Source organism: Bacteroidia bacterium (genome assembly GCA_016218155.1).
In the GTDB taxonomy this organism is placed as follows: domain Bacteria; phylum Bacteroidota; class Bacteroidia; order Bacteroidales; family GWA2-32-17; genus GWA2-32-17.
This window is the reverse complement of the sequence record JACREQ010000038.1, coordinates 69,503-86,082: the sequence shown is the minus strand read 5'-3', so window position 1 is coordinate 86,082 and position 16,580 is coordinate 69,503. Positions and strand designations below refer to the sequence as shown.

General features: G+C 31.7%; 9 protein-coding genes and 1 tRNA gene. 9 read left to right on the top strand and 1 reads right to left on the bottom strand.

The window, feature by feature from the left end; translation table 11 throughout:
- Positions 1–119: 119 nt before the first annotated feature.
- On the top strand, positions 120–2,153 hold the full coding sequence (gene metG, locus HY951_06845; GenBank protein MBI5539759.1) for a methionine--tRNA ligase: 2,034 nt from the start codon (positions 120–122) through the stop codon (positions 2,151–2,153).
- Positions 2,154–2,347: 194 nt separating this feature from the next.
- Here metG and HY951_06840 read toward each other — a convergent pair whose 3' ends face one another.
- Positions 2,348–4,438, bottom strand: a complete 2,091-nt coding sequence (locus HY951_06840) for a tetratricopeptide repeat protein (protein MBI5539758.1) — start codon at positions 4,436–4,438, stop codon at positions 2,348–2,350.
- Between the two features lie 341 nt (positions 4,439–4,779).
- On the opposite strand from HY951_06840, the gene HY951_06835 reads away from it, so the two are divergent.
- The 8 genes from HY951_06835 (at position 4,780) to HY951_06800 (ending at position 16,560) form a co-directional block, all read left to right on the top strand.
- Positions 4,780–7,860 (top strand): PAS domain S-box protein, encoded by a 3,081-nt coding sequence (locus tag HY951_06835; protein ID MBI5539757.1) that lies wholly within the window; start codon positions 4,780–4,782, stop codon positions 7,858–7,860.
- Positions 7,861–7,863: 3 nt separating this feature from the next.
- Positions 7,864–8,307, top strand: coding sequence for a response regulator (locus HY951_06830; GenBank protein MBI5539756.1), 444 nt, complete (start codon positions 7,864–7,866; stop codon positions 8,305–8,307).
- Positions 8,308–8,331: 24 nt separating this feature from the next.
- A complete protein-coding gene (locus HY951_06825) occupies positions 8,332–10,641 on the top strand; it encodes a response regulator (protein MBI5539755.1) in 2,310 nt (769 codons plus the stop codon).
- Between the two features lie 95 nt (positions 10,642–10,736).
- A tRNA-Ala gene (locus HY951_06820) sits at positions 10,737–10,810 on the top strand.
- A 202-nt stretch (positions 10,811–11,012) separates the two neighbouring features.
- A complete protein-coding gene (locus HY951_06815) occupies positions 11,013–12,434 on the top strand; it encodes an inorganic phosphate transporter (GenBank protein ID MBI5539754.1) in 1,422 nt (473 codons plus the stop codon).
- Positions 12,435–12,811: 377 nt separating this feature from the next.
- The gene (locus HY951_06810) at positions 12,812–14,140 is read left to right on the top strand and encodes a gliding motility-associated C-terminal domain-containing protein (GenBank protein MBI5539753.1); all 1,329 of its coding nucleotides are present in this window, start codon (positions 12,812–12,814) and stop codon (positions 14,138–14,140) included.
- 36 nt (positions 14,141–14,176) lie between these two features.
- On the top strand, positions 14,177–15,079 hold the full coding sequence (locus HY951_06805) for a type IX secretion system membrane protein PorP/SprF (protein ID MBI5539752.1): 903 nt from the start codon (positions 14,177–14,179) through the stop codon (positions 15,077–15,079).
- The gene (locus HY951_06800; GenBank protein ID MBI5539751.1) at positions 15,079–16,560 is read left to right on the top strand and encodes a PD40 domain-containing protein; all 1,482 of its coding nucleotides are present in this window, start codon (positions 15,079–15,081) and stop codon (positions 16,558–16,560) included. The genes HY951_06805 and HY951_06800 overlap by 1 nt, the downstream gene beginning before the upstream one ends.
- Positions 16,561–16,580 lie beyond the last annotated feature (20 nt).

The following is a 16,580-nucleotide window of genomic DNA, read 5'->3' as shown; positions in this document are numbered from 1 at the left end:
AAAGATATAATCAATTGATGTTTTAGTTTCTTGCTTTTTAGTTTAATCGTCTGTTTATAAAGCGAAATATTTATATTTCATATATCTTTGCGGCTACATTAATGTTTTGCAATTATCAAATGAAAAACTGGAAAAGATATACTATTACATCGGCTTTACCATATGCCAACGGACCAATTCACATAGGACATTTAGCGGGAGTTTATATTCCTGCAGATATTTATGTTCGTTATTTGCGTCAACGGGGTAAAGATGTTATTTTTATTGGCGGAAGCGACGAACATGGTGTACCGATTACAATTAAGGCTCGTCAGGAAGGTGTTACACCCAAAGATATTGTTGATCGATATCATAGCGTTATTAAGAAATCGTTTGAAGATTTTGGAATTTCTTTTGATATTTATTCAAGAACCTCTAATAAAACTCATTTCGAAACAGCATCAGATTTTTTCAAAAAATTATATGAGAAAGGAGAATTTGTCGAAAAAACTACTGAACAATATTTTGATACAGAAGCAAACCAGTTTTTAGCAGACAGATATATTACAGGAACTTGTCCTCATTGCAGCAACGAAAAGGCTTATGGTGACCAATGCGAAAAATGCGGAACCTCACTAAATGCAACTGATTTAATTAATCCTAAAAGTACAATTAGCGGAAGTAAGCCAATAAAAAAAGAAACAAGTCATTGGTTTTTACCTTTAGATAAATATGAAGCATTTTTAAGGAAATGGATACTGGAAGACCATAAAGAATGGAAAACAAATGTTTATGGTCAGTGCAAATCGTGGTTGGATATGGGCTTGCAGCCACGTGCAGTTAGTCGCGATTTGGATTGGGGAGTGCCTGTTCCTGTTGAGGGTGCTGCTGGAAAAGTTTTATATGTCTGGTTTGATGCGCCAATAGGATATATATCAGCAACAAAAGAATTAACAAAAGACTGGGAAAAATACTGGAAAGACGAAGATTCCCGATTAATTCATTTTATTGGAAAAGATAATATTGTTTTTCACTGCATAGTGTTTCCTACAATGTTAAAGGCTGAGGGGAGTTTTATATTACCTGAGAATGTTCCTGCAAACGAATTTTTAAATTTAGAAGGAGATAAAATTTCTACTTCAAGAAACTGGGCAGTGTGGTTGCACGAATATTTACAAGAATTTCCTGATAAACAAGATGTTTTGCGTTATACACTTTGTGCAAATATGCCCGAAACAAAAGACAATGATTTTACCTGGAAGGACTTTCAATTAAGAAATAACAGTGAGTTAGTTGCAATACTTGGGAATTTTGTTAACCGTGCAATGGTGCTTACTTCAAAATATTATGAGGGGAAAGTTCCTACAATAGGAAACGTAACAGACATTGAAAGAGAATTAGATAAAGCAATAATTGCTTTAAAAGCTGATATTGAAAACTCTTTAGAAAACTTTAAATTTCGTGAAGCGTTAAAAGCATTAATGGATGTTGCTAGGCTTGGTAATAAATACCTTGCTGATTCTGAGCCATGGAAAATTTATAAAACAGACCCTGAGAGAGTTTCAACAATTTTATATTACTCATTACAAATTGCAGGAGCATTGACTTCTTTGTGTGAACCATTTTTACCATTTACAACGCAAAAGTTGTGTAAAATGTTAAATGTTTCAACACAGAATTGGGAAGATGTTGGAAACGTTCATCCATTAAGCGAAGGACATTTGTTAGGAGAATCATTTTTGCTTTTTGAAAAAATAGAAGATGAAGAAATTCAGAAACAAATTGATAAGCTTTTAGCAACAAAAAAAGCAAATGATGAAAAAGCTTTGCCTGTAGTGGAAGGGAAACAAGAAGTTTCTTATGATGATTTTACTAAAATGGATATTCGTGTGGGCACAGTGTTAGAAGCCGAACGAGTTCCTAAAACACAAAAACTTTTAAAATTAAAAGTTGATACTGGCCTTGATGTTCGCACATTAATTTCTGGTATTGCAGAGTTTTATTCTCCGGAAAGCATGATTGGAAAACAAGTTTGTATTTTGGCTAATTTACAACCTAGAAATATTAAAGGCGTTGAATCAAAAGGAATGATTCTTATGGCTGAGGGACCAGATGGGACTTTAAAGCTGGTTTCTCCTGCTGAGGTAAGCCAAAATGGCGCAATTGTAAAATAGTTTCTCAGAGTCAATTCATGAAACTCTGAGTAGCTTTTTATCATGGCAACTTTGAAACTTTGTATAATAAGGAAAATATATTCTTTTGCTTCTAGACACTTCGATCCGCCGCGGCGGACGCTCAGTGTTATAAAATGATGGTTGTTTGAAGTACTTTAGGCACTTTAAGTACTTAAGTGCACTTTAAGTACTTTTTAAACCCTTACGCCAATAACACACATATCGTCAACTTGTTCGAAACCGTCTTTCATCCAGGATTCCATTTCAGATTGTATTTTCAATTTTTGTTCTTCCATCGGAAGCGGATTTAATGTCTGAAGAAATTCGCGAAATTTCTTATACATAAACTTTCTTCCTTTTTCGCCACCAAACTGGTCGGCATAACCGTCGGAGAATATGTAAAAGCAATCGCCGGCATTTAATTCAACAGAATGATTTGTAAATGGTCTTCTGTCAGCATAAGCTCCTATTGGTTGTTTGTCGGCTTTAATTTCTTCGAAAACCACAGTATCACCTTTTCTGAAAATCCAGAGTGGATTGTTAGCAGCAGCAAATTCCATATGAGCATTTCCATTTGGAAGATATTCAAGATAGCAAAGATTAATATCCATGCCATCTTTGATGTTAGATGAACCGTGTGTGACAAAGGTTTCGTCGACAAGTATATTTAATTCATCCAGAATTTTTGCTGGTTGAGTCATGCCAAATTCTTTCACTGCTCGGTTTAATCCATTAAATCCAACAATAGACACAAACGCTCCGGGAACACCGTGGCCCGTACAATCAACAGCAGCAAAAAGAATCTTTTTTTCGCCTAAAGGATGAGCCCAGTAAAAGTCACCGCTTACAATATCTTTTGGTTTATAAAAAACAAAAAATTCTCTTAAGTTTTCTGCAAGTACATCATTTGATGGTAAAATGGCTTCCTGTATGCGTTTGGCATATTTTATAGAATCCATAATATCTCTATTTTTAGCTTCAATGATATCCTTTTGTTTTAATATTTCTACATTATATTTTTCCAGTTGTTCATTGGCTTTTATCTTCATTTTAAAGCGATTAAACATCATAAATGAAAAACCTAAAAGAATTAATATTATAGCAATGCCAGAAACTATCATAATGTTTCTTGTAAGAGCTTCAATTTTACGTTCAGCTGCAATTTGTTCTTCTCTGCGTTGTGCTGCTAAAGAAGCTTCTAGTTCAGCTAATTTTTTTGACGCTTCTTCACTTTGTAATTCATGGTATATTTTGTTATGTTCATTTAAATAATAATATGCACTATCAAAAAGATTTAAATAACTATAGGTATTTGAGAGTCCCATGTTGGCATCTTTAATTTCATATTTTGCACCAATCTGAATTGCAATATCTCTTGATAAGAGATAATACTTTTTTGCACTTAAAGGATCTTTCTTGGATAAAAATAAATTTCCAATTTGTACACATGCAAGAGCGATTCCCTGGTTATCTTCTAATTCTTCTTTAATAGATTGAGCTTTCATTAATTCAATCATTGCTAAATCCGTTTCTCCATAAAAAGCGTCAACCCTTCCCAATAAATAATATCCGTCTGAAAGTATATATTGATCCTGATTTTTTTGACCAATTTCCATAGCTTTTGAAATATACTTTCTGGCTTCCGAAAAATTGTTTAAGTCAACATACACTTTTCCCATGTAAAGACTTGCATCACCGGTTCTGGTTTCGTCAGCAGTTTTTAAGGCCTGTTTAAAATATTTGAGAGCTTCCTGATAATTTTTCTGATAATATTGAATTAGTCCTATGTTATTGTTTACACGAGCCTTCCCGACATCATCGCCTGCATTTTCGAAATGTTTTAATGCGGTAAATAGAGGTTTTAATGCTTCGCCATAATTTCCCATTAATGAATAAATTTCTCCTTTTGTATTAAAAACAAAACCCAATCCCTTTTCATTTTTTTCTTTTTCGAAAATAGTTTTTGCAGAATCCATGTTTTGTAACCCCTCTTCATATTCGTCAAGATAATAATTCACATTGCCAAGATTATAGTATGCATAAGCAATTCCTATGTTGTATTTTTCTTGTTTAGCCATTTTCATGGCCTCTTTTGCATAGCTTTTTGCTTCTTCAGGATCATTATTAATTGCCTCTAAAGCTGTTTCGTTCAGAAAATCTACCTTAGCTTTTATGGTTTTAATAGTGTCGAAGCCTGCTAAATTAGGGTATTCGTTATTTTGTGCATTTGTTATTAACGCTGACAAAACAAAGAGTAAAACAGGTATAAATAGCTTAATTGTCATATTCAGATTATTAGATGTTTAAAATTATTTTAAATATTGAATAAATCAAAAAAAGAAATAAAAATATGTTGTAATGGAATTTTTGTAAATAAAAATGAATGGTTATCTATATATAAATAAGTATGTTTTGTTCTTTTTTAAGAGAAATATATTCATGAATAAAAATAGATATTTGCTTAATGACTTGTCCCGTATTAGTTTTTAATTAAACTGTGAAGTGACAACTTTTTATTTGAAAATTTATCGAAAATGTTTTAATTTTAGATATTTATATTTATATATTGCATAAATATTTATAATTAAAAGTATATAAGGTCTCTGTTTGAAAAATATAAAAATAGATGAAAAAAAAATCCAGTTTTAACAGGAGATTATTTCTTTATTTTTTAATAGTTATATTTCTTTCGGTTTTTACATTAGGATTTTTCTGGATTGAGAATAAATTAAATAACTATTACGAGGAAGTCACCGTATTAAAAAATTCGTTTTCTCAAACAAAAAAAAATGAGATTAAGAATAAAATATTCGAAATAAAAAACAATATTCAATGGTCGCAATACTTTCCTTTAAATGCCATTTCTAACACATTAAAGAGTCAAATAAATCAATTAAAATTTTCCGTTAATAAATCAGGTAGTTCTGCTTCTTTATCAGAAACGATAAATGATTCTATCTGTAATTCACAGGTTCCGATTTTTATTGTAAATGACAAGAACGACAGGTTGCATTATTATAATCCTTTTTCGAAAACAACAGTAGAAAAAATTAACGAAGTGGAGTTAAGCTTGCTTAATTATATTGAAAAGAATAAAAACGAGAAAAAAACCACTTTCTGTCATTATAAACATATCAATTCTGATGATTCAGTTTTGTGCGCTATCGGTGTTGTTAATTATACAATCTTGCCTGGATATAAAATAATTTCGATTGTAGATTCGATAAATTTTGAAAATATATTAAAATCGTACTTATTGGATTCTATAAGCAACCTTCGTTTTTCTGAAAACGAATACATTTTTATTAATACTTTTGAAGGCGAAGCACTTGTTACAAATGGAAAAGTTAACAAAAACCCGATAAATATTCTAAAATCGGGGAATAAAACATGGACCGATATTTTTAAAGTTCAACAATCTTCTAAAGGTTATTCTGATGGGGTTTTTCATACATATAAGTGGCTACTATTATCTTCTTCCGACTCTTCTCTTAAGACATCATATTTTAGTTTTATTCCCAACTGGAAATGGATTATTGGTACTGGTTTTTATGAGGATGATGTTAACCCAATTATTGAATCAAAAAGAAAAGAATTAACTCTGGAATTAAAAAAAGCAGTGTTTCAGATTATTCTGTATCTGATTATTTCTTCTTTTTTGTGTTATTTGTTATCGTTGTATTTCTCTAAACGGGTTTTAAAAAACATAGGATTATTTAATAGCTTTTTTGAAAAAGCTGCCAACGAAGATAGATTAATAGATTCTTCAAAAGTAAGTTTTAAGGAATTTGAAAAATTAGCTGATGCCGCTAATATAATGGTTGAAGAAAAGAAAAGAGCATTATATAATTATAACAAAGCAAACGAAAAGTTTTTAAAAGCTTTTAAAAATAGCCCTGATGTAATTACAATTACTTCACTTGCAGATGGAAAAATAATTGAAGTAAATGAATCTCTCTTACGAATTACGGGATATTCACCAAGTGAATTTATAAACGATTCTACCATAAATTTAAGATTATGGGCGAATGGGTCTGATAGAGCTACATTCATAGAATTGCTACAAAAAAATGGAAAAAGTTATAATCAGGAAGCTGATTTTAAATTGAAATCCGGTGAAATTAGAAATGGATTGATTTCCGGTGAAATAATTGAAATTGATAATCAGAAATGTATTCTTGCTGTAATACGTGACATTACAGAATATAAAAATATAAAAAGAGAAGTTTTGGGATTGGAAAAAAGATTTCGGGATACAATCGAAAATATCAGCCTAATCTCAGTATTACTTGATTTAAATGGAAAGATCACATTTTGTAACGATTTTTTACTCGAAAGAACCGGATATTCTCATGAAGAAGTTACTGGCAACGATTGGTTTGAGTTATTTGTTCCAGAATTTCGCTTGGATGTGAAACAAATATTTTTGAATAGTATAAAAGAGGGAAAAATCGAGTCAAGTTATGAAAATCAGATTAAAAAGAAAAACGGAGAATTACTAACTATTCAATTTAGTAACACCTTGCTTTATGATGCTTTTGGAAATATAATTGGTACTACTTCAATCGGTGAAGATATAACCGAAAGGAAAAAAATTGAGGAAGTTGAAAAACAACATTCTCAAAGCATGATTCGTGTACTTGAAAGCATTAGCGATGCTTTTATATCGCTTGACACAAATTGGTGCTATACATATATGAATAAAAAGGCAGGTGAAATATTTGGAAGGGACCCTGAAAAAATGATAGGCAAACATATCTGGACAGAATTTCCTGAAGGAGTGGGTCAGATTTTTTATCATACTTATTACAAGGCAACTGAATTACAACAGCCTCAATTTTTAGAAGAGTATTATCCGCCATATAACAAATGGTTCGAAAATAGAATTTATCCAAGTTCTGATGGATTATCTATTTTCTTTCACGACATTACTCAACGAAAAGATGCAGAGTTAGAGATTCTTAAATTAAATGATGAACTTGAAAAACGTGTAGCCGACAGAACAGCTCAGCTTTTGTCCACTAATAAGGAGCTGGAGTCATTCAGTTATTCCATCTCACACGACCTTCGCGCACCACTTAGGGCTATTTATGGATTTTCGCAAATACTTTCTACGCGCCATCGCTCATCTCTTAAAGAAGAAGGCCAGCAATACATGGATTATATTGTTGAAGCCAGTGTTAGAATGGAACAACTTATAAATGATTTGTTAAACTATTCGCGACTTGGTCGTAAGTCACTAGACATGCGCCCTATTTCGCTGTGTAACATTATAAATAATGTTTATTCCGATTTTAAACAACGATTGGATGAAGTTGGTGCCGGATTTAATATAGATCACGAACTTCCCGTAATTTCAGGAGACGAAAGTCTTTTACGTCAGATTTTTACTAACTTAATTGAAAATGCCATAACATACAGAAGGACAGATGTAAATTTAGAGATTAATATAAATTGTGACTATACTGCCAAAGGGTGTCTTATAAAAATTTCAGATAACGGTATTGGTATTCCAAAAGAATATTGGGAGAAAATATTTAATATTTTTCAAAGACTGCATAATGAAGATAAGTACCCCGGAACCGGAATAGGTTTGGCTACAGTAAAAAAAGCAGTAAACATGCTTAATGGAAATATCTGGGTAGAGTCAGTAGTTGGTAAAGGAAGTGTTTTTTATATACTATTGCCTGAATGTAAAATGTTATAATAAATGGAAAAATTAGCACAAATATTATTGGTGGAAGATAACCACATGGACGTTGTACTTACGCTGGATGCTTTTAAGGAGGCAAAACTTAAAAATAAAATAAATGTCGCCAGTAATGGTCAGGAAGCTCTTTATTATCTCTTTGGGCGAGATAAGTACGTTAATAGGGATGAATATCCTATGCCCAGTCTTATTTTACTAGATCTTAAAATGCCAGGAATTGATGGTTTTGAGGTATTACGTCAGATAAAAAATACAGATATGCTAAAACGCATTCCGGTAATTATTTTAACATCATCCAAAGAAGAAGGAGATCGAACATTGAGTTATGATATCGGTGCTAATAGTTATCTTTTAAAACCTGTGTCGTTTGAGGGATTTACAGAAGTTGTAAAAAAAATAGATGATTACTGGTTTACATTAAATATAAATGCTCCCGGAATATAACAAATAACAACACTCTAATTTATTATGAAAACAAAAATTCGCATTCTGCACATTGACGACAATATACATGACCGCATGCTCATAAGAGATGCACTTCAAAAAGAACATGATGAATTTGATTTAGCAGAAGCAGACAGTCGTGAAATATTTGAAAAATATATAACGAAAAATAATTTCGACTTAGTGCTTAGTGATTTTAATATACTGGGATTTGATGGATTGCAAGTACTTCAGGTTGTAAAAGAAATAAATCCGGATTTACCTGTGATAATTGTTACTGGTACAGGTTCTGAAGAGATCGCTATTCAGGCAATGAAAATGGGTGCTGCAGATTATGTAATAAAATCTGTTAGCCATATTAAGGGTTTGGCTCCAACAATAAAAGCCGTACTTGAACGTAAAAAAGCTGAGGAAGAAAGAAAAAAAGCTGTAGAAGAATTGCAAAAAAGGGAAGAGTTTTTAACAACAATTATTGATAATATTCCCAATATGATTTTCATGAAAGATGCAAAAGAATTGAAATTTGTAAGATTCAACAAAGCTGGTGAAAATCTTTTAGGAGTTAAAAGTGAAGAGATTATTGGAAAAACCGATTATGATTTTTTCCCAAAGAATCAGGCCGATTTCTTTGTGAAAATAGACAGAGATGTATTGCAGACTAAACAGATGCTTGATATTCCGGAAGAGCCTATTGATACAAAATCTGGCAAAAGAATACTTCATACTAAGAAAATAGTTATTCTTGACAAAAGTGAAAAACCTGCTTTTTTACTCGGAATTTCAGAAGATATCACAGAACGGAAACAAATAGAAGACGCACTAAGAGAAAGCCAGTTGTTGTTTAAGACTCTGGCAGACGCGTCACCAGTTGGAATTTTCAGGACTGATACTGATGGAAATACGACATATGTAAATCCAAAGTGGTCAGAATTATCAGGATTATCATTTGAAGAAGCAATTGGTAACAATTGGCTACATGCAGTACATCCCGATGATAGGGTACGTCTTTTTGTAGATTGGAAATCTGATGTTAAAAAGGAACAGAAATCATTTGCCGAATATCGTTTTTTAAAACCCGATAAAAGTGTTGTTTGGGTTATTGGGAATGCAGTTCCTGAAATAACAGATAATGTAATTAAAGGGTATATAGGAACAATAACAAATATTACAGAGAGAAAATCAGTTGAAGAAGAATTATTAATTGCAAAAGAAAAAGCCGAAGAAAGTGATCGCTTAAAGACTGCATTTTTACAAAACATGTCTCACGAAATACGCACACCGATGAATGCTATTTGTGGATTTTCGGAAATGCTGGGCAAAGCTGATTTAACTGCTGAGAAAAGGGAAAATTTTACCAATATAATTATAAATAGCAGCAATCGATTACTGTCTGTTGTTACAGATATTCTTACAATTTCATCATTAGAGACAAATCAGGAAAAGATAAATTATGAAATCGTAAATGTAAATGAACTTATTGCTGAATTACTTTCTATATTCAAAATTCAGGCAAATAGTAAGTCTATTTTGTTACAGATGCAACAAGGGTTAAATAATGAAGCATCGGAAATTTATACCGATAGAACTAAGCTATATCAAATTCTTTCCAATTTAATTAACAATGCGCTAAAGTTTACTTCTAAGGGAACTATAGAATTTGGTTACATACACCAAGAAAATAATTTACAATTCTTTGTAAAAGATACAGGTGTTGGTATTAAGCCTGAATTTAAAGATAAAATTTTTGAGAGATTCCGACAGGCAGATAAATCAATACAGTCAAGATATGGTGGAACAGGTCTTGGGCTATCTATTTCAAAAGCTTTTGTAGAATTAATGGGAGGTAAGATATGGTTAGAATCCGTTCATGACAAAGGCACTGTTTTTTATTTTACAATTCCATATAAAAAAGGTGTTAAAGAGGAGGTTAAAATAAAATCTGGCGGTCAGATTAATGAAACAGGTACAATACTTATAGCAGAAGATGAAGAAAATAATTTCAGATATCTTGAAGAACTATTAATAGAATATAAATTTAAAATTCTTTATGCAAAAGACGGAAAAGAAGCTGTAGATATTTGCAAAAAAAATCATGAAATAAATCTTGTTCTGATGGATATAAAAATGCCTGTAATGAATGGTCTTGAAGCTACAAAACAGATTAAAGAAATTTTCCCCAATTTGCCGATAATAGCACAATCTGCTTATGCATTAGAACATGAGGTTATAGGGTTTAAAAAACAAGGCTTTGATGATTATATAACAAAGCCAATTAATATAAGTGAGTTTATAGCTAAAATATCTCATTATTTGATTAAAAACCCAAAAGAATAAATTTATTGTAAAAGGATTTTTAGAAATAAAAAAGAAATTAATTTATCTTTGCAAAAGCAGGAGTTTATTAATTCTTTGCTGTAGTTGTAAAATATGGGGAATTAGCTCATTTGGCTAGAGCGCTTGCCTGGCAGGCAAGAGGTAAGGGGTTCGATTCCCCTATTCTCCACTTTTAAAAGGTCTCATATGGAAGCAGATGAGGCTTTTTATGTTTTAGGTATGAAACGATTGAGCAGTACATAAAATAATTAGATTTTTCTATTCATTATTCAACAACCGACAACATAAACTTAACATAAACTTAACAGTAAGTTAATTTTTCGGCAATATTAATCTTGTTAATTTGTACAAAAAAACTAATACTTATTTTTATGTTTGGATTAACAATTGGATTATCAATATTACTGGTAGTTGTTATTATTGCAGCCTTAGCATTTGAATTTATTAATGGTTTTCACGATACTGCAAATGCTGTTGCAACTGTAATTTACACCCGATCATTAAAACCTCATGTAGCAGTAGTCTGGTCTGGAATATGGAATTTTATTGGTGTTTATTTTGGTGGAATTGCTGTTGCAATGGGTATAGTAAATTTACTTCCATTAGATGCTCTTGTTGATCAGAATATTTATCATAGTGTGGCAATGATAGCTGCTTTAATAATAACAGCAATAGTTTGGAATCTTGCAACCTGGTATTTAGGAATTCCATGTTCAAGTTCACATACTTTGTTAGGATCAATTTTTGGGGTAGGAATAGCCTTTATGTTTATTTCGGTAGATGGTAATGTTGCATTAAACTGGAAAAAAGTTACAGATGCAGGTATTTCATTATTAATATCGCCAGTTGTAGGTTTATTGTTATCAATGATGTTAATGTTCATTTTCAAAAAAATAATCAAAAAGAAAAAGTTTTTTGGAGAACCCGATCCTGTAAAGAAACCCCCATTCTGGATTCGTTCTTTTCTTGTATTAACTTGTACCAGTGTTAGTTTTTCGCATGGTTCAAATGATGGTCAAAAGGGTGTTGGGTTAATAATGATAATTCTTATTGCCTTTTTACCTGCACAATTTGCACTCGATTCATCTAAAAACACAACCAATATGGATGGTAATATAATACACCTTGGAAATTATATTACAAAAATTGATACAAATAAATTAGCTGTTGCAGATTACAAAGTGTATTCTGAATTAAAAAATAAAGTGTCTTCTCTTAAATTAGTACTTGATAAGTCACAGGGTCCGGAGGAAATTCCATACGCAGAAAGAATAAATGTAAGAAAAAACATATTATCAATTTCAAAACTTAGCGATAAATTCTTTAAAAGTGAATCCAATAAAGACGTTACAGTAATTAACCTTACTGCTAAAGAAGCAGATCACTTTAAAAAGAATGTTAAAGAATTATCAACTTATACAGAATATGCACCATGGTGGGTTATTCTTTTAATATCTGCTTCACTAGGATTAGGAACAATGATTGGTTGGAAGCGAATTGTTGTAACAATTGGAGAGAAAATAGGAAAATCACATCTTTCATATGCTCAGGGAGCAAGTGCCGAACTTGTTGCTGCAAGTACAATTGGAATATCAACAGTTTTAGGCTTACCTGTTAGCACAACTCATGTGCTTTCATCAGGCGTTGCAGGTACTATGCTTGCTCATGGCGGAAGAAAAAATTTGCAATATGCTACCGTTAAAAACATTTTAATTGCGTGGGTTGTTACGATTCCGGTTACAATATTAATGTCAGGGGGGTTATTCTTGTTGTTCAGATGGTTTGTAGGGTAATATTATAATGGGAATTCGAAATAAGAACTTCCTATTATTATGCAATAACTATCACAATATTATGCCTTTCTTTAATATTCTTTTCTATATAATGTTGTATTTGTTGTTTTTACTTTGCAATATTATTTTGAATACACATTAATTTTTTTATTTTCTTTCAAACATGCTAGGCAGTTAATTGTATGATGCTATGAGTTGAAATTTATTCTCTGTAATTAAATAGGAATAACTGCAGCAAATTTTTAATAGCTTAAAGGGTTAATGCCTTTAACGCAGCAAAAGGAGTATTTAAAAGCATTTAAATTGACATATTTAAAAACTCAAATTGTTTTATATTTGTTTTTATATTTTGTGGTTTTAATAATTAAATTGATAATATGCTTAAAACTATAGTTCTTATCTGGATGTTATTTGGGCTAACCTTTATGGGCACGGCTCAGCTAAGCCTGTCTTTTGCCAATACGCAGCCAACATGCTATGGGTACAGTGATGGTGCTGTTAACTTAACAATAACCGGTGGCACTTTTCCATATTCGGTTACATGGTATCACAACGGAAATTTATTTTCAACTCAGGAAGATTTAACTGGTTTAACTGTTGGTCAGTATATTGTTCAGGTAATTGATAGTGCCGGTTTAAGTGTAATTGACACTACTGTTTTATCATCATCTTATCAGATAGCAACAATTGATACAATTGTTGATGTTTCGTGTTATTCATCAACCGGAACAATTAATATAACCCCACAAAACGGTTTTGGTTTTTACCGCGGAATACTTTATCCCGAGAAGTGGGATACTTACCAACAGGTTTGGTTGCTAGATAGCGCAAAGGTTGATACACAGTTTACAAGAATAGACACATTAAGTTTTGTATGGAGTGTTGTTGCCGGCAGATATCAGATATACATAACCGACAATATTGGATTGGGCTGTACTATTGTAAAGACTGTGGTAATAAGCCAGCCTTCATCTCCTGTAACATTAAATAAAACATTTTTTCATAATATTTGCAAATATGACAGTTCAGGCTGGATTTCTATTGTTCCTGATGGCGGAACACCGCCTTACACATATAATTGGTCGAATAGTGCAACAACGAGCATGATAAATAATCTTAAAACCGGATTATATACAATTACTGTGTCAGATTATAAAGGTTGTGTTAAAACCGAAACCATTGGAATTAACGATCCTTTTCAACCAGTAATTTTAATTGCAGATACGCAGGATGTTTCGTGTCGTGATAACCATGACGGAAAAATTTCAATACTAAATATTGAGAATGCTAAAGCACCATATACTTATGCTTGGACAAACAGCAGTACCGATTATTATATAAATCAGCTCGATTCGGGAAATTATAGTATTACAGTAACAGATGCCAATGGTTGCAGAGCTTTGCGCGATTTTCATATTGGAATGAAAGATTGTGATTGCATTACTATTTATAATGTTATTACACCTGATGGAAACGGAAAAAATGATACATGGAAAATAGAAAACATAAATTTATATCCTCAGGCAGAAGTAAAAGTATTTAACCGTTGGGGGACTTTAGTTTATTCTAAATCCAATGGTTATGATAATACCTGGGATGGAAAATATAATGGAGATTTACTTGACAGTGGCGATTATTACTATGTTGTTATACTTAACTCAAGAGATTACCCGCCTTATACGGGACCATTAAAAATTTTAAAATAACATTTAACAATGATAAATACAAAATATACAGTAATAATGAAATCAATTCTTCTTTTTATAGCAATTACTATAATATTTGTGTCAGAAATGTCGGCACAACAGCTTAGTTCTTACGGATTGTTTCATATGAATCAGTATCTGCAATCACCGGCAGCTGCAGGATCAAAACCATATGTATTTTTTAGTACCAGTTATATGCAAAACTGGTCGGGAATAAAAGGGGCTCCAAATATTCAGTCGGCAACGGTTCACTCACTGGTTTCGGAAAGAGTGGGTTTGGGAGGAAAAATATTTTACGAAAACACCGGATTAAGCGGTCAGTTTGGTGCCGAATTTACTTATGCATATCATATGCCGCTTGGCACCGGTGGTACAAAACTTTCTCTCGGATTATCTGCATTACTCTCGCAATACAGTCTGCATAAAGATGAATTTATTATTGCCGACAAAGATGATGAGGCAATAAATAATGCCGAAAATAGTATTATTGTTCCTGATGCCTCTTTCGGTTTTTCGATTTATAAGCCGAATAAGTTTTTTATTAATTATGGAGTATATCAGTTAATAGATCGTGAGGTAAACTTCCTTAATAATTCTTTAATTGATAACAAAAGAGTACGTCATCACTTTTTAAATATCGGAGGTTTATTTGCTGCAGGGAAAAAAGTAAAACTTGAACCATCGGCTATGTTAAAATTAAACGAAAAAGGTATTTTACAGGCTGATTTAGGAATTAAATCTATTTTTTCTGACATGTTTGCTATTGGAGTATATTACAGAACGGGAGAAGCTATACTGCCTTTTATCGGTGTTGATACAAAATATGTTGTATTTGGTTATTCCTATGGAATTATTACAAGTGATGTGAAAAAATATTCAGTTGGTAATCATGAAATAATGCTGATTTTAAAGCTTAATAACTCAAAAGCAGATTTGTAATGATGAGAATATTTAGTATAGTGTTATTTTTGCTTGCAAACATAAATTTGTTTGCGGTTGATGATACTTTACTTGTTGTTCAGGTTAATGAGCTTAACTCGCAGTACGATGATTATGCACCTGTAAATGTTGATACTAATCTGATAATATTTACATCATCGCGACCAAATATTCTTGCAGAGAGAATTATGGCGAATAACCATAATATGTTTGTAAGCCAAAAGGAAAACGGAAACTGGACTATACCAAAATTTATTTCCTATCTTAATAATTCAGACAATTACGAAACATCTGCAGGTATTTCTGCCGATAGAAATACTTTGTTTATTTATAAGTCATATTATGGAGGTGATTTATACTATTCAGATATTAACGGCCAGGTATTAAGTTCGCCTAAAAAGTTATCCATTAATTCAATTTACCACGAGTCCTCGGCTTGTTTTTTTAATGGTATATTGTACTTTGTTAGCGACAGACCCGGAGGTAAAGGGGGGCATGATATTTATTATAGTATACAGAATAAAGACAATAAATGGTCGGAGCCAATTAATCTGAATGTAGTTAATTCAGATAAAGACGAGAATTATGTATTTATAACAGATAACGGAAACACGCTTTATTTTAGTTCTAATGGTAATGGTACCAAAGGAGGGTATGATATTTTTAAATCTGTTAAAAATGGAGATTTGCAATGGTCATTGCCACAAAATGTTGGAGATTTAATAAATACTAGCTTTGATGAAATCTGCTTTACAAAAGATATTTCTGGAAGAATTTATTTTTCATCAAACCGCCCCGATGAAAATAACAAAGGATACAATATTTATACTTGTATAGAAAATAAAATACGAGTAAAAGTTCCAATTGAACTTACCGGGGCATCACCAATTGTTGAATCAAATGTTGGAACTGTTGATCAGGTTAAAAAATTTGTTGAAGTAGAAGGTTATAAAAGAGATATTCCAAATAAAATAACTATTGATTTAAATATAGTTAAAGATTCAACTAACATTTTAAAAGTTGAGAATCTGTTAGCAGATAAAAAAATTAAAGTACTTGATAATCCTGCCGATTCTATCATTAAGATCAAAATATTATATAAAAGAACCGAGAATCTTTCTTTAAAAGAAATTAAGGATAAAATTGATTTTGACATAAAGTATTGTAAAGTGCAGGTTGGTGCTTTTTCTACAATGGAATCAATAATTGAGTTTAACAAACGCTTTCCGCTGCTTGGCGATAAAGTAATAATGATAAGAAATGAGAAATATAATCGTTTTTTGATGCGAGAAACATTTGAAAGTATTGATAGTGCTGCTGTTCTTCAGCAAAAGTGTTTAAAGGAATATCATAGTGTGCCCGATACTTTTATTGCTGTATATGATGGTTTTGGTAAAAGGGTTGTTATTTATTTTGATTTAAAGAAAAACTCATATATAATGCTAAAGCCGGAACAACAGAATACTGATGATATGTTTTGATTTTTAATAAATAAGCGTTC